The organism is Microbulbifer maximicatervae (SeqCode) (assembly GCF_056231245.1).
Genome location: NZ_CP174334.1, coordinates 453,389 through 480,078 on the forward strand (window position 1 = coordinate 453,389; position 26,690 = coordinate 480,078).

The following is a 26,690-nucleotide window of genomic DNA, read 5'->3' on the forward strand; positions in this document are numbered from 1 at the left end:
TATGATTATTACAGGGGTTTGTATTTTAGCCCACTTTACTGTTTTTCCTTAATTTTAAGATGGCTATTAACAATTGCATAATAACCCTTTTTCTATATTTAATTTGCAATTTAGTTTATTCCAGTAATGAAGTCTTCTGCAAATATTAGAACTCTTACTTGAATCGGGTCTTCAATTTGAAAATAACTTCGCGCCCGCTCATCAAGTTGGATGGATAGTGTTTGTAGTTTTTGATGTGTTAGGCTGGGTTTCTTCGAGCAGATTATTTCGATATGGCACTCGCCTGGTGTTATTTGGAGGGTGTTAATGATTTCTACATTAGGGTCTTCTTCTGTATCTAACTCCTTAATGATTAGATCTTGGAATAGCTTAGAGGCTGCATCCGGAGCTAGCTTTAATGAACTCAAAAAAATCTTGCAACTTACCATAGGGAAATTCCTATTGGAAACGTTAATAGCTATATCAATAGTCTTTAGATTACTTTTAAAGGGGCTAGTGTGTGAGAGTGGGTTTTAAATATCCCTTAGGTTTTCATATGCTGAACCGTCCAAAGATAATAGCAAAAGATTGTGTTTTTTTCTTAGGGTTGTCCTGCTTAGTTATAACTTTTTGTAATTAATAGTATCTAATTTTTGAGTTTGAAGGTTTGGGTCAAACTGATTAACTGTTTTATGTGTTAGATAGGAGTTGTTCGAGTAGATGGATTTTTATGTTGGATAGGTAATTAGGTCAAAATAAACTTGGCGGGTAATTTTTTGGGTTTTAATGATTATTTGGTGATAACAGGATGCATGAATTTTTATCGGGTAAATTGACTTGATAGTGGGAATAATATTGTCAAATACGATGTGAAGGTACTAATGCTCTTTCCCGGGGGGAACCAATTTATTTACCCATAAATTCACCTTTATTATAGCAGAACGATTGTTTTTATAGGAGTTTAGTCTCGAGACATAAGTCAATAAAATTTAAATAATGTTACTTTAGAGGTAGTTTTAGGGCTGACAAATCGCTCATGGGTTAATAAATACATAGGTAAACCACCGTCTCTGACGGTGAGACATGAGAGGGCTCTGCCGTTCAGGCGCGAAGAATGAAAAATATGGCCTCCATGAACCAGCAAGTTATATAAAGGAGGCCATATGCGAGATTGGCGGTGCCAAGCTCACGTGAAGCATTATTTGGAAGATTGAAGCGGGAGATAGGAACGATATTTCGAGACTTATTCCGTCAAAAGGGTATTGAGTCGGTCGAGGGATACGCAATGAGGTATTACATCCATATGTTGTTAGTGGTTCCTCCGAAATTCAGTGTTTCTAACCAGATATTTCGGAAGTACAAGCATGTAGAGAGAAATTTTATAGGAAGACACTTTTCGGCTCGGGGATTGTTAGTAAAGTGGGGCTTGATGAGCAGATAATTCGAGAGTACATCAAGAATCAAGAGACTGAATAGCACCGTCAAGAGCAGAGGCAGCTGACTGGATTGTAACTAGCCCCCTTTGGGGATTTTCACCATTTCGCCCGCACTGCGGGTGGCTGCTGATTTTATGTAACAAAACATTGGTATCAACTGAGGGGGGTGGTTAGTGCATATAGTTGAGGCTGGAGGCGCAGAAATTTATAAATAGCCATAATTTGAATGGATTGAATTTCCTGCATTGAGATTGGCAATATCTCATTACTCCAGTGTTAAGAGTGAGCTTGGTTAGATCAAGGGTGTGTCAATATTTATTGTTGCAAAATGGCCAATTTTTAAATTTTTTACTATTTTTTGCCAAATTCGTTAATTTTTTAGCCTAATATTTAGTCTTTTCAAGGAGAGCTATAGAATTTAAGTCAGTTTAGTAGGAGCTCTGAATATTCTTGGGGGTATTTAGGTCCGGGTTACCTGCATGAATTGGTACGATAGCTTCATTAATAATGTGAAAATTTAGACTAATTTGATTGTATTAAGGACCGGTTTAATGAAATTCTCACTAGGAGATTATGGGTGGCGTTAAATTAGTTGAGGCTTTCATCAATCCAGTTAAAAATATTGATAAGTATTTTACAAAAGTCGATTGATGTAGGATGGATATTACATTATAAGAGGATTAGTAGGTTGTAGATAGGATAGATAGTCCTGAAGTGTTGAGCCTGTTGGGCTAAGAAAATTTTCGCTCAATTCAGAGCTTTAATGCATGTAGTGGGTATTTCTAGCGGTAGACAAAAATTTTTGTTGTGATCATTCACCCATAATTACCAGTCAACATTGGCATATTGGGGCATAATCGAGTTAAGCTTTAGCTTGCTGGGTAGAGGTTCCTATCCGGCAAACTATATGAACTAACGGAAAGGAAGGTGCGCTATGTACACTGAAACTGATATTAAAGCTGGGCCTGATGCACAAGTAGAACTGCCTTGGGATGAAGATTAAGTAATCTTTCCCTTGACCCCCAAAGTTAGGCTGTTTGGAGTGCTTTTTACAGATTGATCTCGATAGGTTTTGAGGCTATTTTCAGTATTGCTTTATTGAAAACTTCAAATAACCTTGTAGTTATATCTGCTTGCACTGCAGGCTTTGCTTTCCTGAGGGGGGATTGCCGGCCCTGACTTACCTGTCGAGTTTATTCCAATGTACGTAAATGGTTGTAACTCGCACTGATCGTTCGACACACCTATTTTGTAAGAGTTCATTCGTAAATTTGCAATTTTTTTACATGACTCTTATCACTTGGTCTACTTTCGATGGGATAATATGGGTTCGCAGGCGCCAATCGTCAAATGATGTCGATTGGTGCCACTTTATTTCTGCTACAGGAATAGCTCTAGCTGTTTATTTTTAAATACTAGAATCAATCTAAATGAGTTTGCTCCCCCTCTACTTTTTGCCTTCAGTTGACGGTGAAAGTGAGCTATGATTTTTTTAACTATAAAACCTATATCCTAATATGATTATTGCTATTTAGCTCATAATTTAAGCCTATCTTTGTCAGCTTTGACTTTGTCAATAATTTAGCGAGAATTTGTCTCGACAACTATCCTTGCGAAAAGCAGGGCCGAAAAAGATGGTCTGTTGCTAGTGGAATCTTGACGGTGCAGATACAATGCTTGGTTCACAAGTGGCGGCTTTGTTAGAGCTTTATCCAATCAGATAACACCCTGAATTCATTTTAATTGTGTGTTTTTAGGGAACCTCTGAATAATTCTGAGTCAATTTGGTAATATTCACCTACCCATCAAGACTACGATGAATCATGCACCAAGTCACCTTTGCCGAAGCAGAATATAAGCTAAAGCGTCGTATAACTCGCCGAGAGAAGTTTCTTTCTCAAATGGAAACCCTCGTCCCATGGCAGCGACTAGAAGCTCAGATCACTCCTTGTTACCCACAAGGTAAACGTGGCCGACAGCCATATCCATTGAGTGTCATGCTTCGTATTCATTGCATGCAGCTATTTTACAATCTCAGTGATCCCGCTATGGAAGATGCACTGTATGAAATTGAATCCATGCGTAGTTTTGCTGGATTGACTTTGAGTAGCCCAATTCCCGATGAAACAACGATTCTTAACTTTCGCCACTTACTGGAGCTCAATCAGCTAGGTGCAGCTCTTTTTGATGAAATCAACAAACACCTTGCTGAGAATGGGATGGTACTGCGTGAAGGCACGATTGTAGATGCCACTATTATCTCTGCGCCAACTTCAACTAAGAATGAAAAGAAAGAACGTGACCCGGAAATGCATCAAACAAAGAAAGGCAATCAGTGGCATTTTGGGATGAAAATGCATATCGGGGTTGATGATGTGCTCGGAGTAATACATAGCATAGATACAACAGCAGCGAATTCGCATGATGTCACAACCACAGAGCGAGTTCTCCACGGGGAGGAGAAAAGAATCTGGGGAGACTCTGGGTACATTGGTGCGGAGAAACGTGAAGAGTTGAAAGAGCGGGAGGCGGATTGGTATATAGCAATGAAGCCGAGCAAGCTAAAAACTCTTCCAGGGCGTGATGCACTCCGTAAAGCGGAAAAGATCAAGGCGCAGATAAGAGCGAAGGTCGAGCACCCCTTCCGCTACATCAAACGGGTATTTGGTTATGACAAGGTCCGCTATCGGGGACTGGTAAAAAATACTGAGAGGCTGTGCTTACTGGCAGGCTTTACCAACTTATTAATAGGGAGAAAATACTTGGCTGCCTAGGGGTGGTTCGCCTGAAACCCACCTATTGAGGGTTTCAGATGAAAAATTAGGGGACTATTACGCGAAAATTACGCGTTTGTGCGTAATAAAGTGAATTTTTCAAGCAGCTCAGCTTAATTCTGGAAAAATGCTTCGTTGATCAGAGGATCCTTAGGTGGGGTCAATAAGTTTTTTGTTCAATAAAAATTCTGAATGGTGTTTATTTCAGATTCTTGATAGCGCCGTCTCGTAGATTTTATATTGGCCCGATTTGCCACTTTTCTACAGAGATCTCTAATAAAAATCTTTGAGCCACCTTTTGTGATTGGGCTCTAGCATGTGTATTGGCTTTGCAATTTCGGAAATACTGCAAAGTATTAAGCAAGTCTCGAATCTATATTGATGGTAAGCCGAATTTATGCTTTTGATTTTAACTCTTGTGCTTTGCTTTTAGATTTACTTTATCAGAAAATGGGTTCTTGCCTATATAGTACTATGGCTACTTAGCTGAAAAATGTGAAATTCTTGTTTTTCGACAGCTACTTTGATCAGTATCAAGGTTTTAGTGATGGAGCATAACTATAAGTGAACAGGCCACTATGCCCGCTGTTAGTTTGTACTTACTTTCCATGTTAGATGAATATGAATTGAGGGTGTTTAGGTGCACTCCAGGTCTATATTGCATTTTATCCTCAATTATTTTTGGTTGAAAAGCTTCGCCTTGACTACTTTGGCTGTGGAGCAAATAGCATTGCATGGACCGTCACTTTAGCTTAGGCGGGGATAGTTATAAATCACTATGCTAGAGCGAGGAATATACAGATTCCAATTGACTCCATAACCTGAGAAATCTAAATTTGTATTTCCTGTATTTTCAGTAGAAAAATACAAAAGATCGAATGAATAGAGTCAAATTTTACTCCTGTTCAATGCGATAACTATTGATAGGTTTCTTATATTGTCAACTCCTTTTTTTCACACTTCACGTTCCATTGTTTCAGATTCTATTCGTGGTCTGATTTTAGCTACTGCTCTCGGTGTCCTGCTTTTATCGGCTTGGGTTATATGGTTTTTTACAATGGAAATCACAACATATAGCGTGAGTGAAGATGCGAGGTTGGAGCAAGATCACAATACCGTCCATGTAAGTACCCAGAGAGTTGGGCGTGTTGTGCATATTGAAGCAGAGCTGGGAGATGCCTTAGAGCAAGGCGATATATTAATTCGTCTTGATACGTCCGTACTTGATTTGAGCTTGCAGGGAGATAACAAGATATCCGGAAGCTTGCGAGATCAGTTTGAATCAGTTCAAAGAGAACAAGAGCTACTCGATAAAAAATTTGGTGAAGACGAGAAGGCTCTTAGCGATCAATTAAAATTACTGGAACAACAGTACCAGCTTCAAGTGAGTAATCAGAAAATTCAAGCGGATGTTACTGATCGTTATGAGCGACTGTTACAAAAACAACAAAGTTCAGAATTGGATTACCTCGCCGCAAAGCGAACGTACCAACAAATGGCGATGGCAACCTTGAAAGTACAAGCGGATATTCGTGCTTTGGAGGATCGTCGAGCGCAACTGATTAGTGAATATCAACTTGAGGTGAGCGCATTAAAACAGCGACATCAGGATATCGATGGAAGGCTTGCGGAAGTTGATACCCGTATCCAGCAAAGCCATCTTGCAGTACGTGAACAGAACTTACGTGCCCCAATTACCGGGGTATTGGCTTCGCTGGCGAAAATTCGGGAAGGTGAAGTACTGGTTGCCGGGCAACAAGTTGCAACGATTCAGGCAGAAGGCGTTATTTCTATACAGGCATTTTTTCCGCCCGCATTAGCACTGGGACATATTCAGCCTGGGCAGCAAGCCCAAGTAAAATTGGATGGATTTTCCTGGGCTCGTTACGGGCAATTGGAGGCTCGTGTAGAGCGGGTGGCGAGTGCCGTCCAGCAAGGTAAAGTTCTTGTACAGCTATCCTTGCAAGGTGAGACACCGCCCCACCTCCCTTTATTACACGATTTACCGGCCAGAGTAGAAATTGCCACAGGTAAGAAAACACCTTATCAGCTGCTGCTACAAAGGACGGGCGAAATACTTTCAGGTAAAGCTTCCGCAGAAATAGTAGAAGAGGGAGCGTGATAGTGAAATGCAAAACACGCTGGTTAGTTCCAGAGGTTGTTCAGACCTCTAATATGGACTGTGGCCCGGCTTCCCTGAAGTGCTTGCTTGAAGGCTTTGGTGTAAACACACATTACGGCCATTTACGCGATGCTTGCCAGACTGATGTAGATGGCACCTCAATAAATACTCTGGAAAAGATTGCGATAGAGTTAGGGCTGGATGCCGCCCAGATGGTAGTTCCTGTGGATCACCTTTTACTGAGTTCCACTGATTACTTACCAGGATTGGTTGTGGTGCGCCTACCTAATGGCAACACTCATTTTGTTGTGGCTTGGAGAAATCATCGCGGTATCGTGCAAGTGATGGACCCTGCCAGTGGCAGGCGTTGGCCTAGCGCACGTCGTTTTTTGGATGAGTTGCATGTCCACATCCTACGGGTGCCTCCTCAGGGCTGGAGAAGCTGGGCAGGTGGTGATGACTTTATTGCCCCGCTTAAAGAGCGTATTGCATACTTAAAGGTTGGCGATACTGTGGCCACCACGCTCTGTGACAAAGGGCTAAAAGATAAGAGTTGGCTGTCGCTGGCATTTCTCGATGCATCCGTTCGAATGCTCACCTCATTAGTTACGTCCGGGGCGATAAAGCGAGGAGCTGAAGTCAGTGGTATGTTGCAGCGGCTGTTTGTTGAGTTTTCTACAGATACCAGTCAAGCATTTTCTCTAGTGCCAGAGAGTTACTGGTGCGCTAGGCCGTCCCGTCCCAGTGGAAGTGAGCCGGCAGAGACAATTGAACTGTCGCCAGAGCAGCTGGCATTTAGTGGTGCGGTCATCGTGAGTGTTAAAGGGGTTCGCGATGTCAGTGAAGTTAAACCGAAATCGGAAGCGCTATCGAGGGCTTTGCGAGAGCCACAGGTTCAACCTCTCAAGCAACTATGGGGGTTGATGCGTGAAGATGGAATGATTGCGCCACTCTCTATATTTATTGCTATGCTCGGAGCGGTATTGGGGCTGATGTTCGAGGCCTTGCTTTTCCGTGGCCTGATTGATATTCACAGTGAGTTAGCGACAGAGATACAGCGAGCAGGCACGATTGCACTACTGCTGGTCTTCATGATCACATTACTGCTATTGCAGTTTCCTGCAGCAAAAATCCAAATGGTGGTAGGGCGGCGTTTAGAAAATCGATTTCGCATGCGTTTTTTAGCGGCGCTGCCCAAAATACCTGATCATTTCTTTCAGAGCCGTCCCACCTCTGATACAGCCGAACGCTCACACCGCATTGCCGCCTTGAGAGGTTTGCCTGTTCTCGGAACGAGTCTCATTTTTAAAATTTTCTCCCTGTTCGCTACTGCACTCGGAATAATCTGGCTTGCTCCAGCTGCCGCTCCTTTGGTGCTAGTCATGTCGGTATTGCAAGTTGCTGTACCCTTGATGTTCCATCCAGTACTCACTGATTACAGTATGAGAGTACAAACTCATGCGGGAGCCCTGGCTCGCTTCTATATGGATGCGCTGCTGGGAGTTATTCCAATCCGTACGCACGGCGCCGGTGAGTCTGTACGGCGTGAGCATGAAAACCTGCTCACTGAATGGATAAGGGCTGGATACTCATCACTGAGTTTTCAGCTCAATAGCCAGGCGGTACAGTTGTTGATTAATTGTACCCTCAGTAGTGTATTGGTGATTTATTGTGTTAATGCACGAGGGGCAAGTCCCGATCTGCTTTTATTGATTTATTGGGTATTGGCACTGCCGCCGCTGGGTGAAGAAATTGCGGGACTGATGCGAAGTTATCCACGGCAACGGAATTTTTTACTGAGAGCCCTCGAACCACTGCAAGCAGTCACTGAAACAGACACAGATAAAAGCTCCGCTGATAGTGTGGAATTTTCCCCGGCAAAACCGGTGGCTATCAAGTTTGAGAATGTCACCGTTAATGCCAGCGGTCGCACTATTCTCGACAGGGTAAATCTGGAAATCAGCCCCGGTGAGCAAATTGCTGTGGTCGGAGCATCCGGCGCTGGCAAGTCGAGCCTTGCTGGATTATTGCTGGGGTGGCACAAACCCGCCAGTGGCCGTGTGATGCTCAATGGTGGAGAGTTGAAGGGAGAATTACTGCATCGTTTTCGCCTTCACTGTGCCTGGGTTGATCCCGCAATTCAGCTGTGGAATAGCAGCCTTCTGGAAAACTTGAGTTACGGCAATAAGCCCGGAGCTCCCCTTTACCCCATTTTACAGCAAGCGGATTTGCTCAAGCTGGTAGCAGCGTTACCGGAGGGGCTGCAAAGCCCGCTAGGCGAAAGTGGTGCCCTGGTCAGTGGTGGTGAAGGGCAGCGCGTACGTCTGGGACGCGCACTTGGCCGCGAGGAAACTGCTTGTGTGATTCTGGATGAACCGTTCCGGGGGCTTGATCGCCAACAGCGGCAGCGCCTGATGAACCGGGTGCGGGAGGTTTGGCAGGGGGTCACCCTGATCTGTATTACCCACGATATCAGTGAAACCCGAGACTTTCCTCGTGTTTTGGTCGTGGACGAGGGTTGCATTATTGAAGATGGTAAGCCCAGTGAGCTTCAAGCCGAGGGCGACACGCGCTATGCGCAGCTACTGGCAGCTGAAAGCAGTCTCTGGCAAGAGTGTTGGCAGAGTAGCAGTTGGCGTCACTTGCGCATGGCCAGCGGTCAATTGACAGAAGTACAAGGAGTTCCTGGGGCGACACCGGCCTCCCGGTTTACGGAGGTTGCCAGTGAGCAGTAAAGAATTAATGTCCTATTGCTGGCCAGTGTCGCAGCTGGAGGCCGCCTTACAAGCGTTGGCAAAATACAGCGGCTTGGAGCCTGAAGTAGCGGAGCACAAATCCCTTGGAAGCACCCTGGAGTTGAATGCCAGGTTGCAGGCAGGTGCTGAAGCTTTGGACTTGCAAGTGGAGCAGGTGAGTTGTAGCTACCCAGAGCTGGAAACCATGCTGTTGGGAGCCGCCCCGGCGCTGTTGCGGGTTCGCTTTCCCGAGGGGGAATATTTTATCGCACTGTGTGGTGGCAGGGGGCATAAGTTACAGCTGCTCACACCGGCACTGCACCTGGAGAAAGTTTGCCTAGAGCTGGTTATTCAGCAGCTGGCTCGCGAGCTTGAAGGGCCCCAGCGCGAGCGTATTGAACAGTTGCTGGATAGTGCACACATTCAAGGGCGCCGCCGCAAGAAAGCCATGACTGCCCTGCTGCGGGAAAATCTTGCCGGCGTACGCCTGGATGATTTCTGGTTGTTGCGTCAATCCTCTCACCGGTCTTTCCGCCTACAGCTTCGCCAGCGCGGGTTGTATTGGCGCTTTGCCGCCATGCTTGCCTGTCACAGTGCCCAGATGGCCATTTTTCTGTGTAGCTGGTGGGTGATAGGTAGGGCTGTGCTCGAGAGCCATATTGATACGGGCTGGCTATCTGCCTGGGTATTGTTATTGGTGACTCAGGTTCCCCTATCCCTGCTCACAGCCCGGCTGCGAGGCGTGCTCTCCGTTGAGACCGGTGCACTCCTGAAGCAGCGATTGCTTGCCAGCGCGCTGCGCGTTATTCCCAGTCGTATTCGCCATATGGGGTCGGGTCAGGTATTGGGCAGGGTTTATGATGCGGAGAATATAGAAGCCAGTGCATTGCAGGGTGCCTTTTTATTGTTGCTTGGCGCTGTAGAACTGTTAATTGCAGCCTCAATTTTACTGATGGGAGCTGGTGGCCTTATCTACGCAGCAATTTTGCCCCTATTTTTAGCGGTTGCGTTTTTCCTGGGGCGGGCACAGTACTACGGCCGCAAAGAGTGGACGTTACAGCGCCTTTCAATGACCCACCGTTTGATTGAGAAAATGATCGGCCACCGCACCCGCCTCGCGCAGCAGGCACCTGGCGACTGGCACCGGGGCGAAGACAGTGAGTTAAATAACTACCTGGAAATTTCCTCTCACATGGATAGCACCATGGCGCGTTTGCAGGCTTTTTTGCCGCGCCTCTGGTTACTTCTTGGGGTAGTGGGGTTGGCTCCAATATTTATCGCTAACAGTGTCAGTAGTACCCAGCTCGCGATTGCCTTTGGAGGCATGTTGTTGGGGTATCGCGCAGTTTTAAAGTGTATGAATGGTTTTACCAGCGCCTTAAGTGCGGCAATTTCCTGGGAAAAAGTACGTGAACTGTTTTCCCTTGAAGATCGCCACTTAAGGGGCAGTGCAGGTTTGGCAATGGCCGCGTCGGCCGGCCAGCAGGATTCCTTGCAGCCGCTGTGTTATTTACGCGATATCCGTTTCACCTACGAGGGAAAAGATCAAGCAGTGTTGGCGGGGTGTAACCTCAGCATTTATCCCGGCGACCGGCTTTTACTGCAGGGCACTTCTGGTTCAGGGAAATCCACATTGGCGAATGTTCTCACCGGCATCCAGAAACCGGATGATGGCCTGTTGCTGCTCAATGGCTACGACCGCGCAAGTATCGGTGCTGAACCTTGGCGCAGGATGGTCGCATCAGCTCCCCAGTTTCATGAAAATCATGTGTTGGGAGATTCATTTCTTTTTAATTTATTAATGGGAGACCAGTGGCCACCTCGCCAGGAGAGCCTGCGCAAGGCTTATGCAATTTGTGATGAGTTGGGGTTGACCCCGCTATTGGAAAAAATGCCGGCAGGGATTTTACAAACGGTTGGCGAGATGGGCTGGAGGTTGTCCCATGGTGAGATGAGCCGTTTATTTATCGCCCGTGCGCTTTTGCAAAATGCCGAGTTAGTGGTGCTGGACGAGAGTTTTGCGGCACTCGATCCGGAGAACCTGCAGATGGCGGTAGCCTGTGTGCAAAAAAATGCAAAAACCCTGATGGTGATTGCCCACCCCTAGAGCGCAAAGTTTATTTTTGGGATTTTACTTAAGTAACCTATGGAAGGAGAGGTATTATGTACTTCGAATCTAATAAAAAAGCCCGCCTATGCGGGCTTTTTTATTATCAGGATCAAGTCTTAAGCTTCTTATAATGCATCCGATGCGGCGTTGCATCCTCACCTTTGCGCTGCACAAAGTCCTCGTGGTACTCGGTGTAGTTACCCTCGAAGAATACCGCTTCACTCTCACCCTCATAGGCGAGGATATGGGTGGCAACGCGATCCAGGAACCAGCGATCGTGCGAGATTACCAGGGCACAGCCTGGGAAGTTGAGCAGGGCTTCTTCCAGGGCGCGCAGGGTTTCGATATCCAGATCGTTGGAGGGTTCATCCAGCAGCAGTACGTTGGCGCCCTGCTTGAGGGTATAGGCCAGGTGCAGGCGTCCGCGTTCACCGCCGGAGAGTTCGCCTACGCGCTTCTGCTGGTCACTGCCCTTGAAGTTAAAGCGGCCAACATAGTTGCGCGAGCCCACTTCGTAGTTGTTGATCTTGAGCATATCGTGGCCGTCTGAGATGGCTTCCCATACGGTCTTGCTGTCATCCAGATTTTCACGGCCCTGTTCAACGTAGGCGACCTTAACGGTTTCACCCATCTTGATCTCGCCGGAGTCCGGCTGTTCGGTGCCGCTGATCATACGGAACAGGGTGGACTTACCGGCACCGTTGCCGCCGACGATACCTACAATTGCGCCCTTGGGCACGCGGAAAGACAGGTTGTCGATCAGCAGGCGCTCGCCGAAGCCTTTGCTCACACCTTTAAACTCAATCACATTGTCGCCGAGACGCTCGCCGGGCGGAATGTAGATTTCGTTGGTCTCATTGCGGGCCTGGAAGTCCTGGGACTGCATTTCTTCCAGGCGGGACAAACGGGCCTTGTTTTTGGACTGACGGCCCTTGGGGTTTTGGCGGGCCCACTCGAGTTCCTTTTGCATGGCTTTGGCGCGGGCCTGTTCGCCGCGCTGCTCTTGCTCCAGGCGTTTTTCTTTCTGTTCCAGCCAAGTGGTGTAGTTGCCTTCCCAGGGGATGCCGTGGCCGCGGTCCAGTTCCAGAATCCAGCCGGCAACATTGTCGAGGAAGTAGCGATCGTGGGTGATGGCAACCACAGTGCCGGTGAAATCGTGCAGGAAGCGCTCCAGCCAGAATACGGATTCCGCATCCAGGTGGTTGGTGGGTTCGTCGAGAAGCAGCATATCCGGGCGGGACAGCAGCAGGCGGCAAAGGGCCACACGGCGTTTTTCACCGCCGGACAGATTGTTTACGTCCGCATCCCAGGGCGGCAGGCGCAGGGCGTCTGCGGCAACTTCCAGGCGGTGCTCCAGGTTGTGGGCGTCCCAGGCCTGGATAATGTCTTCGAATTGTTGCTGTTTCTTGGCCAGGGCATCGAAGTCTGCGTCGGGCTCGGCGTAATCGGCGTAGACCTGTTCCAGGCCGGCAAGGGCGTCGATGGCTTCGCGTACACCGTCCTCTACGTTGCCGCGCACGGTCTTGCTGGCATCGAGTTGCGGTTCCTGGGGCAGGTAGCCGACCTTGATGCCGGGCATTGCGCGGGCTTCGCCGTTAAAGTCCTGGTCGACCCCGGCCATGATGCGCAGCAGGGTGGATTTACCTGCGCCGTTTAGACCGAGTACGCCGATCTTGGCGCCGGGGAAGAAGGAGAGGGAGATGTCCTTGAGGATCTCGCGCTTGGGGGGCACTACTTTGCCCACCCGGTTCATGGTGTATACGTATTCGGCCATTTGGGGTTCCGTAATGGGTGTTGGAATCGGTCAGATTTTGCGCGCAACTTATCAGTTTGCGTAAAAAGTGCAACCGGGCATCTCTTAGGTAGCCCGCTGTACTCGCGTGTGGCTGACGTCAAATGTGATCTGTGTTTAACTGCGACACTATCTAGTACAAGAGCTATAAGACGAATAAAAATGGATCAGGATTCCCCGGTGTTGTTTTCCCGACGCGGCGCCCTGGCGATCGCGACGTTAAACCTCCCCAAGGCTCTGAATGCCTTAAATTCACCCATGATCGACTTGTTGTCGGCCCAGTTGGACCGCTGGGCTGAAGACTCTGAAGTCGCAGCAGTCTGGATCGATGGCAGTGGCGACAAGGCGCTGTGCGCTGGCGGCGATGTGGTGGCGCTGTATCGGGAGTCCGCCGCCTATGGTGAGACACCGGACTACGGATTCACCACCGACTTCTTCTCCCGCGAATATCGCCTGGACTACCAGATTCACTCTTACGCCAAGCCCGTCGTGGTGTGGGGCGGTGGCTTCGTGATGGGGGGCGGTATCGGCATTATGGCGGGAGCCAGCCACCGGATTGTGACCGAAACCACTCGCATGGCAATGCCGGAGATTACGATTGGTTTGTTTCCCGATGTGGGGGGCAGCTGGTTCCTGAATCGTATGCCCGGGCGCCTCGGGCTTTTCCTGGGGCTGACCGGTGCGCAGTTTAATGGTGCCGATGCCCTGTTTACCGGTATGGCGGACCGTATGATAGGCCAGGATCAGCGGGAATCAGTCTTGTCTGCGTTAGCGGAGCTCAGTTTCGGTGAAAACCTGGAAGCCAATCACCAGTTAATTAGCAATTGCCTTAAATCCCAGGAGCTGCCCCTTCTGGAGCGGCCTGAGTCTGCTCTGCGAGAGCATTATGACCAAATCCAGCAGCTTACCGATTTTGCCACCTTGCCAGAGGTTTGTGCTGCCATCAGTGCATACCAGGGTGTGGATAAGTGGTTGCAGCGGGCAGCTGCCACTTTGGCAGGTGGCTCTCCGCTGACACCCTGGATTGTGTGGGAGCAATTACAGCGGGCTCGACACCTGTCCCTGGCGGATATCTACCGCATGGAGTTGGCACTCGCGGTAAACCTCTGTGCCAGTGGCCACTTTAAGGAAGGGGTGCGCGCGCTGTTGATTGATAAAGACCGCGAACCCCAGTGGCAACCTGACAGCTTGGAACAGATTACACCTGCGCAGGTGGAAAGCTGCTTTGAGGGACCCTGGGCTGGTGAGCACCCACTGGCCGACCTGTAGATATCGTATTTACCGAGCGTCCCGGGCTGTTAATCGCCAGGGATACCAACAACAAAATAGGGAGTGGCTTTTATGGAAAAGATAGCCTTTTTTGGTTTGGGTAATATGGGTGGCCCCATGGCTGCCAACTTGGCGAAGGCCGGCTATACCGTAGCGGCATTTGATTTGAGCCCTGTTGCTCTGGAACAGGCACAGCGAGATGGCTGCCTGCCCTGTGACAGTGCCCAACAGGCTGTTGAGGGCGCGGATATCGTAATTTCCATGTTGCCCAGTGGCGACGCGGTGAAAGGGCTCTACCTGGGAGAGGCTGGGCTGTTGCAACAACTCCCGGCCGATACCCTGGTTATCGACTGTTCGACTATCTCTGCAGAGGACGCCTGCCTGGTCAGCCTGGCTGCCGGGGAGCGTGGGTTGAGAGCGATAGATGCTCCGGTATCCGGTGGTACAGCTGCGGCACAGGCGGGGACGCTTTGCTTTATGTGCGGCGGGGATGAAGCGGCATTTGATGCAGCGCGGGCCCCGCTGCAGGTGATGGGCAGCAAGATATTCCTCGCCGGTGCTGCCGGTGCCGGGCAGGTGGCAAAGATCTGCAACAATCTGTTGCTCGCGATCCATATGACCGGTACCGCAGAAGCTTTACAGCTGGGAGTGGATAAGGGGCTGGATGCCAAGGTACTGAGCGATATTATGCAGGAAAGTTCGGGTAATAATTGGTCCCTGGCTAACTACAATCCCTACCCGGGCACTATGGAGAGCGTGCCTTCGGCAAAGGGCTATGCCGGCGGTTTCAGTGTGGCATTGATGCTCAAGGACCTGGGACTGGCTATGGATGCCGCCTCAACCAGTGCATCCTCTACTCCGATGGGAGCCCTGGCGAAAAATCTTTTCCAGCTGCATGGCGCCAGTGAGGAAAACCAGCAACTGGATTTCTCCAGTATTCAGAATATGTTCCGGCGCCCGGCGGGCAGCCTTACTTAGCGTCTGTTTAAAGGCCTTGCACCACAGTCTGGCAATGTCGGCAGTGGTGCAGTTTTGGCCTGGTTTGCTTGTCCTCAACTCTGTCATCTAAAGAAAAAATTTGCGGTAGTTCTCAATTTGGCAAGATCGTATCAAATACCATTGAGTGCTCGGTTCCCTCGGACTTTCTGAGCCGCTATCTTCCCCGCCCCTTCCCGGAAACGGGTCTCCCTTAAACAGCGCAACTATCTTGCTGCTGCACATTCCAATGGATTTTTTTCCAGGTAATTCGGCAGCTTGATTTGGATCAAGCAGTCTCAAGCAGTCAGCGAGTAACCTGTCCGCGACTTGTGATTGTGCCTGGAGGGGGGCCCTTCCTGAGTCGGGAAAAATGCCTAATCGCTTTATGGAGAAGTTAATGAATCGTATAACTGCTTGTGCGACAGCCGCTTTGACCGCCGTACTTTCTGCACCCGCACTGGCCTATGAACAAGGCAGTTTAATTCTGCGCGGTGGCATGGCCACTGTAGCACCCGATGCTAATTCCAGCGTACTTTCCTTGAATGGAACCGGCATCGACCAAACTGGTGTTGATGTGGATAACGGTTCCGCACTGGGCCTGACCGGCGTCTACATGTTCCGCGATCATTGGGGTTTGGAACTGGTTGCCGCAACGCCGTTCAGCCACGATATCGAAGTTGTTGGCGAGGGCCTGGGCAGTTTCAACCTGGGGGAAACCAAGCACTTGCCGCCGACTCTGTTGGTTCAATGGTATCCGATGGAGCCACAGTCCAACATTCAGCCGTATGTTGGCCTGGGTGTGAACTACACCGCTTTCTTTGATGAAGAAATCAGCAGCACCGCCGATAGCGCTTTCGAAGGCCTTGGCGCCACCGGTGATGCAGAACTGTCCCTGGACAATTCATTTGGCCTGGCAGCAGAAGCCGGTATCGATTTTACCTTCGGTGCCGATCAACGCTGGCTGTTCAATATGTCTGTGTTCTGGATGGACATCGAGACCGACGCCAAAGTCAAAGTACCTGGCCTGGGTGAAGTGACTGCCAATGTGGATATTGATCCGCTGGTTTACATGGCTGGTCTGGGCTACCGCTTCTAAAAGGTAGCAATAAATAGGTCTGGGGTAGAGCAGTCACTGTGGTTTTCTGGTCGAAGACCCGGTGGCTGCTTTTTTGTTTGTGTCGGATTTCCAAGCAAACTACCGAACGAGGTGTGAATTAATATGAAGCAAGAGATTAAAAGCCCCGTGGGAGGGTTGTCTGAAGAACTCTTATCCCGTTATAGCGGACCCTGCCCGCGCTACACCTCATATCCTACCGCCGATCGTTTTCACACATTAAATGGAATTGAGCCCTGGGCAGCGCTGCAGGATATTCGCAGTTTGTCCCTTTATGTTCATATTCCTTTTTGCCGTTCTCTCTGTTACTTCTGCGCTTGTAATAAAGTAATTACTCACCAGTATGGACTGGCTTCCAGTTATCTGGATCACTTGCTACAGGAAGCCCAGTGGTACCGGGATAAGGTGGCTGATGTCCCCGTTACCCAATTGCACTTGGGCGGTGGTACACCGACATTCTTGAGTGATAGTGATATGCGTCGCTTAATGGGAGGGCTGGCTGAAGTTTTTGATTTGCGCCCTGGCGACGGGGTTGAATACAGTATTGAGGCCGATCCACGTACCCTTGAGTTAGAGACCCTGGATACCCTGCGAGAACTGGGTTTTAACCGCTTGAGCCTGGGGGTGCAGGATTTCGATATCGAAGTTCAGCGTTCAATCAATCGTATCTGCAGTGCCGACCAAGTTACGGAGTTGACCGTAGCGGCGCGTGAGCGCGGGTTTGAGTCCATTTCCTACGACCTGATTTACGGACTACCCAAGCAGGGGCTGAGCAGCCTGCACAGTACTTTGGATAAAGTGCTGGAGCTGCAACCGGATCGCATCGCTCTCTATCACTATGCACACCTGCCACACCGATTTAAGGCCCAGCGCCTAATTGATACGGATTTAATCCCTTCTGCCGCAGAAAAAGTGGTGATGCAGCTGGCGGCTGTAGAGCACCTGGGTAAGGCGGGGTATGAATTTTTGGGGATGGATCACTTTGCCCGTCCTGGGGATGAACTGGCTAAGGCAGCCCATGCCGGTATGCTGCAGCGCAATTTCCAGGGTTACACCCTAATGCCGGCAGATGCTTTGGTCGGTCTGGGGGCATCGGCGATCAGCTACAGTCGCGATGGCTACTGGCAAAATTTACATCGCCTAAAAGAATATACTCAGGCGATTGGAGAAGGGAAATCTGCAGCCTGCCGCGGCTGGTTAATGGATGATGAAGATCGTTTGCGCCAGTGGATTATTAGTGAATTAATGTGTCGTTTGCGCCTGGATAAAAACCTTGTTGAACAGCGTATAGGTGCTTCCTTTGAGGAGTATTTCTCTGAGGAATTAGCGCGCTTACAGCCTATGTTTGACGATGGTCTAATTTATCAGGATAACGAAAATATTATTGTTACCGAGGAAGGCCGCTGGTTCGTGAGAAATGTTGCCGCTGCATTTGATATGTATTTGCACAGTCAAGAAACAGATGCGAAATATTCACGTGTTCTATAGCTACCGGCAGGAGACTAACGGCTCGACAGCCGTTACAATTGCGGCAAATTAGTTTACCGACCGGTTTAGTATGATGGATTCCTCTACAGCTGTTAGTTGCGGCAACTGTTCAGTCAGGCGTTTGTGCTTGCCAGCTGGTTTGTGTCAGTCTGATATTGATCGGCTAGAGCAGATCACGCGTCGAAAGAAAATAATTAAAGCGGGGGAGACCCTTTACCGAGCTGGCGATCCATTTGCCAATCTCTATGCAATTCGCTCTGGCAGTTTTAAAACTGTGGTGATTGCTGCAGATGGTGACACTCAGGTCACCCACTTCGCTTTACCTGGGGAACTGCTCGGTCTGGATGCCTACAGTACTCGGGTACATCCGAGTTATGCGGAAGCATTGGAAGACAGCAGTGTTTGCCTGCTGCCTTTTACTCAACTGGAAATTTTGGCCCAGCAGGTGACAGCCCTGCAGCAGCAGATTTACAGCATTTTTTCTGAAGAGTTGCGCCAGGAAAACGATATTTTAATGTTGTTGGGCAAGCGCTCTGCCGATACTCGTTTGGCGGCTCTTCTGATTAATATTTCCAGCCGTTACGCTCGTCGTGGATACTCTCACAGTGCGTTTGTTTTATCGATGCCGCGCACTGATATCGCCAATTATTTGGGTTTGACAGCGGAAACTGTCAGCCGGCTTTTCTCGCGTTTTCAGCGAGAAAAATTAATTAAGGTGAGTGGTCGATCAGTTGAGATTATTAATTTAATTGAACTCAGTGAGCTAGCGGGTACTCACTGTGGTTATGATGAAGACTGAATTTTTAAATAGTGTCCTGGCTTTATAGTCAGTCAGGACACTACCCAATCCACTAAACTTCAGCAACCGTTTCGACTGCTGATATTGCCTCCGCCCACTTTTCTTTATCTGCCTCTGAAATGTAGCTCGCTTTAAAACTATTCAGGGCCAGTTTTTTCGCCTGCTCTTTAGTCATGCCCAGACTTTCGCTAAGGGCCAGATAATTTTTATTAACGTAACCGCCAAAGTAAGCGGGATCATCTGCATTAACAGTGACACACAGGCCGCGCTCGAGGAGTGACAAAATCGGGTGTTGGTCCATATTGTCGTAGACACAGAGTGCGGTATTGGAGAGCGGGCAAACGGTCAGGGGGATATTTTCCGCTTTCAGGCGCTCAATTAGTGCTTCGTCCTCAACGCAGCGAACCCCATGGTCGATACGGCTCACGTCCAGAAGATCGAGAGCCTCTACGATATAATCGGCAGGCCCCTCTTCACCAGCGTGGGCAACTCTCTCAAGCTCTAGCTCTTTGGCCATAGCAAAAACGTTTTCAAATTTGCTGGGTGGATGACCCAGCTCAGAAGAGTCCAGTCCTACACCTTTTATTAAGTTGAGGTATGGTTTTGCCGCTTCCAAGGTGGCAATTGCTTCCTCTTCACTCAGGTGGCGTAAGAAGCACAAAATAAGGTGACTACTTATTCCCCACTCATTTCTTGCATCATCAAGAGCGCTGTTAATGCCCTTGATAACCACACCGATATCAATGCCCCTCTCTGTATGGGTTTGGGGGTCAAAGAAGATCTCTGTGTGGACAACATTGTCTTCACGACAGCGCTTGAGATAAGCCATGGTCAGATCATAAAAATCCTGCTCATGGATCAGGACCGAAGCGCCTTGATAATAAATATCGAGGAACGACTGTAAATTATGAAATTTATAAGCAGCTTTAATTTCCTCAATACTGGAAAAGGGAATTTCAATATTGTTGCGCTTGCTCAACTCGAACATTAGCTCCGGTTCCAGTGAACCCTCGATATGGAGATGAAGCTCGGCTTTTGGCAGTGCTTTCAAAAAGTTCAAATCGGCAATGGACATAGAAATACCTTGTTGCGGGACTACCTGTGAACGTGAATGCGCCGGAGGCTATCCAACATTCCGATTCACAGAAACTGTCTGGGCTATAGAAGGGCGCTAATGGTATCAGGTTACGCCCTCTGAGAATAAAGCTGGCGGAGCTTATTTTACGGCTTATTCTGACTCGCCAGCCCTATTGTTTAGCTGCAGCCAGATATATTGCCAGAAAATACACTGATCGGTTTACTTTCTGCTATTCATGTGTATGCTGCACTGAGTAGTTTACATTTTGAGATTGACTAACAGATACTGAGGAGAGAGCAATGAGTAAGGTTGCCTTGATTACCGGGACTTCTACAGGGCTGGGGCAGAGTCTGGCGCTGCAAATGGCCAAGCAGGGGTTTAGGGTCTTTGCCACCATGAGAGATCTCTCCAAGGCCGACCAGCTGATAAATGCCGCTCCTCAGGGGGCGGCTCTCGAAGTGATGGAATTGGATGTAACAGATTCTGATAGTATTCAGAACTGCGTCGATACCATTATCCGGGATGCTGGGCGTATCGATTTATTGATCAACAATGCTGGCGCTGGTTTTGTAAAGACCACTGAACACGCCAGCGAAGAAGAGATACGTTGGGTGACGGATGTGAACTACCTCGGTGTAGTTCGCTGCACTAAAGCAGTTTTACCCCATATGCGCGAAGCTCGTAGTGGACACGTTATCAATATTTCGTCAGTGGGGGGGCTAGTTGGGCAGCCGTTCAATGAGCTGTATTGTGCGGCAAAGTTTGCTGTTGAGGGTTATACAGAGGCTCTGGCAAGTTATATAACCCCTGCCTTTAATATTAATTTTACCGCTGTCGAGCCCGGTGGAATCCACTCAGAGTTTGCCAATAATGTGCTTTCGCAGTTGGAGCGGAGCCAGGGGTATCCCGAAGATGAATACCAGGGGGTCTTCAATCAGTATATTGGTGGTATGAGGTCGCGAAGCCCAGAGCAGACAGCTGAGATATACCAGACATCTGACCAAGTAGCCGACGTGGTTTTACAAGTGGTACAGGCTGAGGAGCCACCTATTCGGGTCAGAACATCCAAGTGGGCCAATGAACTTTGCAATTTTAAGAGCGGCTTGGATCAGGATGGTAAAAAACAGCAACGAATGGTAATCGAAAGCTTTTTACCTGAATTTTAATCTTTTAACTTTACGAATTTAGCACATAGGGCAAGTTACTAACTACCATGTGTGTTGCTTAGTATTATGGAGTGTATTTACCAGGACAAGCCGTTTATGAAAGAGTCAAAAAGCTGATTCATGGCCGGCAATAGTATTACTGTCAGTAAAAGAATTTGGTTGCCTAGCTATGACCAAGTCAGCGCAGGCCGTAAGTTGTAGTAACTGTTCAGTCAGGCGTTTGTGCTTGCCTGCAGGGCTGGTGCAGGCGGATATTGATCGGCTTGAACGTGTTACCCGCAAGAAAAAGGTAATTAAAGCGGGTGAAACCTTGTATCGAGCAGGTGACCCTTTCCAAAATCTCTATGCGATTCGCTCTGGAAGTGTCAAAACGGTAGTCATTGGTGCAGATGGGAATATCCAGGTAACACATTTCGCCCTTCCTGGTGAGCTGTTGGGGCTCGATGCTTATAGTAGTCGGGTTCACCCCAGTTATGCGGAGGCGCTGGAAGACAGCAGTGTGTGCTTGTTGCCATTTGACCAACTGGAAACCTTAGCTCAGGAAGTTCCAGCACTGCAGCAGCAAATCTATAGCATTTTTTCCGAAGAGTTGCGGCAGGAAAATGAAATCTTAATGTTGCTGGGAAAGCGTGCTGCTGATGCCCGCTTAGCGGCATTGTTGATTAATATTTCCAGTCGCTATGCATGTCGTGGTTACTCCCCCCGTGAATTTGTACTTTCTATGCCGAGGATGGACATCGCCAATTACTTGGGGTTAACAGCGGAGACGGTGAGCCGTTTATTTTCGCGTTTTCAGCGAGATGGCCTGGTGAATGTTAGTGGTCGAATGGTTGAAATCCTTGACTTGTTGGCGTTGAGTGAATTGGCTGGAACCCATTGCGGCTACGATTGACAGTAGTAAAGGCTTTCATTTTTCCAATTGATTTTCTTGAAGCTAGTTCTTTTTAGTCAGACTGGTTTGCGGGTATTGGCGCATAATTCTTCCTGAGGTTAGTTTCTCTTACCTGCCTATTTTGGCAGCACTTGGGCCATTTCAGCCAAAATAACTGCGAATACTGCCGCTCAAAAAGGGTACGATGGTTCTAATTAAATGCCGCTATTTTGGGAACGTTTTCTTTTCTCCTTTGTTTAAGAGGGTTTAGCTGTATAGCTTGGATATTTGTAGCTCCCTTGCCTGGTATTTTTTGTATTTCACACCTCTAGCAAATATCCAATAAGCCATAGTAGCCTTTGTCACAGAGCGCTAGTCAGTAAGCCTCAACAAAATAAGAAGTGAGAGGAAGGGAAGTATGCCTGTCAGAGAATTTGATCTAGTTAAGATTTTTGCAGCGGAAGGAACGCAGGTGGGAGATGCTCCCAACCTGGTAATTTCCGCTCACGGTGCAACAACTAAGCAAATTTTTTATCCCAAAGGACACGGAGGGGATAACCTCTTTTTCTTTTCTCCCCATGGTTACTCTCTAAATGATCCAGGTATTGGTAGTGTCTTGAGTGGCAACGCGAAATATCATGAATGGATTGGTAAGGGAAAGGTTTGCCATAACTATACCCTGAGTAAATATCAGGGGTATCACGGGTCAACTACTGGCCAGATCTTAGGGCGTATTACCCGGCCTTTTATAAAAGGTGAGAGCTATGCTGATGTGCAAAAGGCTGTGGATAATGCCCATGAGCACAATGAGATGGTGCGAAATCTGGATCCCAATAATCCCATGCATCAACCTTATATTAAGAAAGGGGTTAAGCCGGTAATGTCGGCGGATTTATTGACTATTCGCAATAGAGTAAAAATGGATAACCCCACCTTAGTGGATGTTCTAAATATTCTGCATAGAAATAATCTGCACTATGAAAATATCTACTGTTCTTTTTGTCGAAGCGAAGTGAGTTTTAGCAATATCCTTATTGGAACCCCATCCTGGGACAGCAAAATGCAGCGACCAACCACCTAATCGGTGTTTTTTAACTTCGTATTCAATTCTTAAGTAGAGAGAAGATGGTGTCCGTTAAGCTAGAAATGTGAATGCATTTTTATTATGGGTCACCATCTACCAATTTGTTACGGCTCACTTCTTTGAGCTTTCCAGGCCTGTACTGCTTTCCTCAATTCCTCCTTATTTCTGTCATATTTATTTCATACCTCACTTATTTGACTAATACTTAGTCCAAAAAATTTTCCTCTTCGTGACTAATGTCAAAAATCATGCAATAAAACTTGAGTATGGATGGTTGGTCATAGTAGGTTGTTAGTACGGTTGTTTTGTTTGGAGGGGTGACCCTCTTATTTCTGTACTCGACGTTAGATAGGTGTCATATGCCTGTTCGTGAATTGGATTTGGTCAAAATTTTTGCACCGGAAGGTACCAATGTTGGGGATGCGCCGTCCCTGGTGATTTCTGCCCACGGCGCCGCAACCAAGCAGGTTTTTTATAATAAAGGTCACGGTGGCGATAACCTGCTTTTCTTTGCACCTCACGGTTACACGTTGGAAGATCCTGGCCTACAAGATGTTGTAGATGGGAAAGCAAAAGTTCATGAGCATATTGGCAAGGGTAAGATATGCCGTAACTATATGTTAAAAAAATTCCAGGGGTACCACGGCAGTACAGCCGGACAGATTTTTGGTCGCCTATCGCGCCGATTTATTAATGATGGTGAGAGTTACGCTCAGATTCAGAATGTTGTGGATGAAGCCCATAAACACAATGTGAAAGCTATTCGGAATCAGGCAAGACTGCAGCAATATGACTTAAATGATCCCTTTCAAAAGTCTCTGTATGACGCAAAAGTTGGTGCTTCTTTGTACACCACAAAGATGGAAGCTAACTTCTTGACGATTCGAAATAGGCACAATCAAAAGAGTCCAACCCTGGCTGATGTGCTCAATATTCTGCATCGGAACAACTTACACTATGAGAATATTTACTGTTCTTTTTGCCGTAACGAGTTGAGCGTAGGTAATCTTATATTGGGAACGCCTTCCTGGGACAGTAAAAAGAGGAAGGTGAATACTTAGAAATAAGTAACTGAGTAATTTACGGGCAAAAAAAGGGGGGCGTAAACGCCCCCTTAATCCACTACTTATCAGGAGTGTGTGGAGAAAGCTAATTCCTTTTCAGATTCCTTGTGACCAATACCCGTCTTCCTTGTTTCCTGTAGCCAATCCATGGCCTCTTGTTGCTGTTTGAAATAGCGGACTTCACCGCTAACAAACCAGCTCCCGACTTTTGTGGCTATTTGCTGCCACTCCTCATCCCCAAGTACAGCGACATGCGAGAATTCATTGCCGTGCTTTAAGGCCAGCTTGAACTCATCCCAGATCGCGTGAATCCCCCAGCCCTCGAAATCCCGGAGATCAATCAGTAATTGAACCTGAGTTTTTTTTACCCCTTCCAGAGCATATTCTAATAGTGGTGTTATATGCTCATAATCCTCATGGGTTAATTCACCAATTGCCTTTATGTAAAGGAAAAATTCATCATTTATGCGTTCCATGCCAATGGATATGCCGTGGCGTTTAAACTGCATTAACATTTCCTCCCTGCTGCTTTGGTGACCTAAGCTAATGCCTGCGCGGGCATTTGATGTTGTGTCAGATCTTCGTGCAGGGACTCGTAAATTTTTCTGGTTGCCCTGTCGAAATATCTGCAGCTTAATTCACTGACCTGTTTCTGAATATAAATCCAGTCGGTAGTCCCCAGGTACTGTTCGATCTGTGGGAAAATAGATTTATTTTCCAAGTCCATATGCTTGCGTTGCAGCTTCAGGTAGGTGTTGCAAGCTCCTTGCAGCACTCTCCGTTCAACGGTCGCATCATTGGCAATAGCGTAAAATAAAGCGCACATGTGTTTTGTCGCTGCGGCTATATTTTCATGCTGCATTTGCGCTTCGTAAATTGATTCCCTGTCATGTACTGGCTTAGTCAACAGCCGGGAAAATATTAAGTCCTCAACTGGGTGGTGATACCTATCCGGGTATGCCGATAAATAATCCAAAGCATCAAGGATCAGTGACAAGGTGTTTGGATCGCGATTGCTGCAGCCAAAAAGATCCAGGAGTAATTGCTCAAAGGCGTTGAGCAACTCTTGCATATGTTTATGGTCACAGCACAGTTGTCGGTAGATGGCATTCATCCCAGACCTCCGCGATTTGTCGATGGGTCTATTGTTGCCAGATGTACCAATCCAAAGTTGATTTGGATCAAGTGAGGGGGACTTAGTGGGACTCAAGGTGGAATTTACCGCTACCTACTCAGGGGAGGGCTGGGGTTATCAATAGGTATGAGGCTGATGATGCCGCTGAATTCCTTGGTTCAACTCTTATCTGTACCTCGTTGTATTTGACCACAAGATAAATTAAACCTATTTTCGAGTAGCCCTTTCTTCAGTTTTTTCCACAAGTACGCTCTTCTGTCGGACCTAGATAAGGGTGTGTCTGATCTTTCATATTTTAATAATTTCTAATGACGTGTTGTTGCACATTTAAGCATGCTGCGATGTTTCCCGTTGTTCAATAAATTTATTGGTGCTGAAGTCGTAGGTTGTCATCGAATTATTCCGCAGCGCTCTATTTATGTGTCACGACAAAGTTAATGCAACAGGATGGGAGTGTTAATGAAAATAGTTAAGGCTGGTATAGGTGTGCTGGCACTCGTTGTTTCAACGGGCGCAATTGCCGAGGGCGCCTACTGGGGGGGTGTGGCCGGAATAGCTGATTTTGATTTCAAGGGGGTCGATAATCCACTGAATTTGGGACTGCGAGCAGGTTATGTGCGGGCCTCGGGTTTTGGGGTGGAAGGTGAATATACCAGTTCACTATTAAGTGGTGAGACTGAGGCTTATGGTCGGAATGTGGATGTAGACATACGTACTCTTGCTACTTATGCGACTTACAGAACAGAGGGGGACTGGTACCTGAAAGGACGCCTGGGCCTTCTCTATGAAGACGTTTCTGTTGGCAGTGCAAGTAGTGATGACTTGGGTGTCAGCTTAGGGGCTGGAATTGGTTATAGCCTGAATGAAATTTATCATCTGGAGCTTGAGTACACCGTATTAGAGAAGGATGTCAGTTATTGGTCAGGCGGGTTTAGCCTGAGATTTTAATTGCCTCTTTCCTAAGTTTGACTAATGGTGACACCTCTTTTTAAAAGCTCCCAGGTTACATACTGACCTGTCTAAGTGACCACTTGTGCCAGTTGATTGTGCCCCTATAATCCCTGCCCTTTGATCAGACTTCGAGATTTAAGGGGAAGATGGTGGGCTTTAATCTCAAGGCAATGGCTGCAGTTACCGCTCTGTTGTGTTCCGCTACCGCTTATGGCCAGGGTGCGTATATCGGTGGCGTCTTCGGTGCTTTGGATGTTGATGCCAGGGGGGAGAATCCTTTAAATGGGGGGATTCGAGCCGGTTATACCTGGGGTTCTGGCTGGGGATTCGAGGCAGAAGTCACCGACTCTGTCATTGATGGTGAGTTCGACTACTACTGGCACGATTACAACTACTCCCTGGCAACACAAGCTGTTTATGCCACCTATCGCAGCCCGGGCAACATTTATCTGAAAGGTCGTATCGGCTACCTCCATGAGGAGTTGGAGATAGATAATTGGGAGAAAGAGTACTCGGATAACGGTGCATCTGCCGGGCTCGGGGCTGGTTTCAAACTGACCGACGAGGCGACCCTGGAACTGGATTACACCATCATTGAGTCCGACGTGAATTACTGGTCTGGCTCTGTAGTGTACAAATTCTGACCGTCTTTTTAAGGTGGGCGGGTTGGTCCCGCCACGTCTCTGCATTTGCGCATTCATGCTGCCCTTGGTGTACAATGCGCGCCTTTCTAAAATGCCCAGAA

The 26,690-nt window shown here is 47.9% G+C and carries 21 protein-coding genes; 16 read left to right on the forward strand and 5 right to left on the reverse strand.

Annotated elements, in window-relative coordinates; translation table 11 throughout:
* Nucleotides 1-110 precede the first annotated feature (110 nt).
* Entirely contained in the window at nucleotides 111-428 is a 318-nt protein-coding gene (locus ACJJIS_RS02005) for a hypothetical protein (RefSeq protein WP_475709352.1), read from the reverse strand.
* Nucleotides 429-1,156: 728 nt separating this feature from the next.
* Here ACJJIS_RS02005 and ACJJIS_RS02010 point away from each other — a divergent pair.
* From ACJJIS_RS02010 to ACJJIS_RS02030, 5 genes are all read left to right on the forward strand, one after another.
* The gene (locus tag ACJJIS_RS02010; RefSeq protein WP_475709353.1) at nucleotides 1,157-1,420 is read left to right on the forward strand and encodes a transposase; all 264 of its coding nucleotides are present in this window, start codon (nucleotides 1,157-1,159) and stop codon (nucleotides 1,418-1,420) included.
* A gap of 1,818 nt (nucleotides 1,421-3,238) precedes the next feature.
* Complete coding sequence (locus ACJJIS_RS02015) at nucleotides 3,239-4,189, forward strand: IS5 family transposase (RefSeq protein ID WP_444959510.1); 951 nt, start codon at nucleotides 3,239-3,241, stop codon at nucleotides 4,187-4,189.
* A 1,057-nt stretch (nucleotides 4,190-5,246) separates the two neighbouring features.
* The gene (locus tag ACJJIS_RS02020; RefSeq protein WP_282931176.1) at nucleotides 5,247-6,311 is read left to right on the forward strand and encodes an HlyD family secretion protein; all 1,065 of its coding nucleotides are present in this window, start codon (nucleotides 5,247-5,249) and stop codon (nucleotides 6,309-6,311) included.
* Nucleotides 6,312-6,313: 2 nt separating this feature from the next.
* Nucleotides 6,314-9,046, forward strand: a complete 2,733-nt coding sequence (locus ACJJIS_RS02025) for an ATP-binding cassette domain-containing protein (RefSeq protein ID WP_475709354.1) — start codon at nucleotides 6,314-6,316, stop codon at nucleotides 9,044-9,046.
* Entirely contained in the window at nucleotides 9,036-11,153 is a 2,118-nt protein-coding gene (locus ACJJIS_RS02030) for an ATP-binding cassette domain-containing protein (protein ID WP_475709355.1), read from the forward strand. Before ACJJIS_RS02025 ends, ACJJIS_RS02030 begins: the two co-directional genes overlap by 11 nt.
* Before the next feature lie 112 nt (nucleotides 11,154-11,265).
* Here the strand turns inward: ACJJIS_RS02030 and ettA are convergent, their stop codons facing one another.
* A complete protein-coding gene (gene ettA / locus ACJJIS_RS02035; protein ID WP_413663399.1) occupies nucleotides 11,266-12,930 on the reverse strand; it encodes an energy-dependent translational throttle protein EttA in 1,665 nt (554 codons plus the stop codon).
* Between the two features lie 180 nt (nucleotides 12,931-13,110).
* Here ettA and ACJJIS_RS02040 point away from each other — a divergent pair, with 180 nt between their 5' ends.
* From ACJJIS_RS02040 to fnr (ACJJIS_RS02060), 5 genes are all read left to right on the forward strand, one after another.
* Nucleotides 13,111-14,217 (forward strand): enoyl-CoA hydratase/isomerase family protein, encoded by a 1,107-nt coding sequence (locus ACJJIS_RS02040; RefSeq protein ID WP_475709356.1) that lies wholly within the window; start codon nucleotides 13,111-13,113, stop codon nucleotides 14,215-14,217.
* A gap of 72 nt (nucleotides 14,218-14,289) precedes the next feature.
* Nucleotides 14,290-15,195, forward strand: coding sequence for a 3-hydroxyisobutyrate dehydrogenase (mmsB, locus tag ACJJIS_RS02045; protein WP_475709357.1), 906 nt, complete (start codon nucleotides 14,290-14,292; stop codon nucleotides 15,193-15,195).
* 397 nt (nucleotides 15,196-15,592) lie between these two features.
* Nucleotides 15,593-16,291, forward strand: a complete 699-nt coding sequence (locus ACJJIS_RS02050) for an OmpW/AlkL family protein (protein WP_444896042.1) — start codon at nucleotides 15,593-15,595, stop codon at nucleotides 16,289-16,291.
* Between the two features lie 123 nt (nucleotides 16,292-16,414).
* Nucleotides 16,415-17,797 (forward strand): oxygen-independent coproporphyrinogen III oxidase, encoded by a 1,383-nt coding sequence (hemN, locus tag ACJJIS_RS02055; RefSeq protein ID WP_475709358.1) that lies wholly within the window; start codon nucleotides 16,415-16,417, stop codon nucleotides 17,795-17,797.
* Between the two features lie 73 nt (nucleotides 17,798-17,870).
* Complete coding sequence (fnr, locus tag ACJJIS_RS02060) at nucleotides 17,871-18,596, forward strand: fumarate/nitrate reduction transcriptional regulator Fnr (protein ID WP_444916193.1); 726 nt, start codon at nucleotides 17,871-17,873, stop codon at nucleotides 18,594-18,596.
* Nucleotides 18,597-18,648: 52 nt separating this feature from the next.
* Here the strand turns inward: fnr (ACJJIS_RS02060) and ACJJIS_RS02065 are convergent, their stop codons facing one another.
* The gene (locus tag ACJJIS_RS02065; RefSeq protein WP_475709359.1) at nucleotides 18,649-19,671 is read right to left on the reverse strand and encodes an adenosine deaminase; all 1,023 of its coding nucleotides are present in this window, start codon (nucleotides 19,669-19,671) and stop codon (nucleotides 18,649-18,651) included.
* 302 nt (nucleotides 19,672-19,973) lie between these two features.
* Between ACJJIS_RS02065 and ACJJIS_RS02070 the strand changes: the two genes are divergently transcribed.
* From ACJJIS_RS02070 to ACJJIS_RS02085, 4 genes are all read left to right on the forward strand, one after another.
* Nucleotides 19,974-20,840: an SDR family oxidoreductase gene (locus ACJJIS_RS02070; protein ID WP_475709360.1), complete on the forward strand. Its 867-nt coding sequence runs from the start codon at nucleotides 19,974-19,976 to the stop codon at nucleotides 20,838-20,840.
* 169 nt (nucleotides 20,841-21,009) lie between these two features.
* On the forward strand, nucleotides 21,010-21,732 hold the full coding sequence (fnr, locus tag ACJJIS_RS02075) for a fumarate/nitrate reduction transcriptional regulator Fnr (RefSeq protein WP_475709361.1): 723 nt from the start codon (nucleotides 21,010-21,012) through the stop codon (nucleotides 21,730-21,732).
* Nucleotides 21,733-22,129: 397 nt separating this feature from the next.
* Nucleotides 22,130-22,792, forward strand: coding sequence for a putative adhesin (locus ACJJIS_RS02080; protein WP_444934223.1), 663 nt, complete (start codon nucleotides 22,130-22,132; stop codon nucleotides 22,790-22,792).
* A 362-nt stretch (nucleotides 22,793-23,154) separates the two neighbouring features.
* Nucleotides 23,155-23,856 (forward strand): putative adhesin, encoded by a 702-nt coding sequence (locus ACJJIS_RS02085; RefSeq protein WP_444915480.1) that lies wholly within the window; start codon nucleotides 23,155-23,157, stop codon nucleotides 23,854-23,856.
* A gap of 68 nt (nucleotides 23,857-23,924) precedes the next feature.
* Here the strand turns inward: ACJJIS_RS02085 and ACJJIS_RS02090 are convergent, their stop codons facing one another.
* Together ACJJIS_RS02090 and ACJJIS_RS02095 are read right to left on the reverse strand one after the other, a co-directional pair.
* Nucleotides 23,925-24,368 (reverse strand): SpoIIAA family protein, encoded by a 444-nt coding sequence (locus ACJJIS_RS02090; protein ID WP_475709362.1) that lies wholly within the window; start codon nucleotides 24,366-24,368, stop codon nucleotides 23,925-23,927.
* 29 nt (nucleotides 24,369-24,397) lie between these two features.
* Complete coding sequence (locus ACJJIS_RS02095) at nucleotides 24,398-24,973, reverse strand: hemerythrin domain-containing protein (RefSeq protein WP_475709363.1); 576 nt, start codon at nucleotides 24,971-24,973, stop codon at nucleotides 24,398-24,400.
* Nucleotides 24,974-25,453: 480 nt separating this feature from the next.
* Between ACJJIS_RS02095 and ACJJIS_RS02100 the strand changes: the two genes are divergently transcribed.
* The gene (locus ACJJIS_RS02100; RefSeq protein WP_444915482.1) at nucleotides 25,454-25,942 is read left to right on the forward strand and encodes an outer membrane beta-barrel protein; all 489 of its coding nucleotides are present in this window, start codon (nucleotides 25,454-25,456) and stop codon (nucleotides 25,940-25,942) included.
* 152 nt (nucleotides 25,943-26,094) lie between these two features.
* On the forward strand, nucleotides 26,095-26,589 hold the full coding sequence (locus tag ACJJIS_RS02105) for a porin family protein (protein WP_475709364.1): 495 nt from the start codon (nucleotides 26,095-26,097) through the stop codon (nucleotides 26,587-26,589).
* Nucleotides 26,590-26,690: the final 101 nt, after the last annotated feature.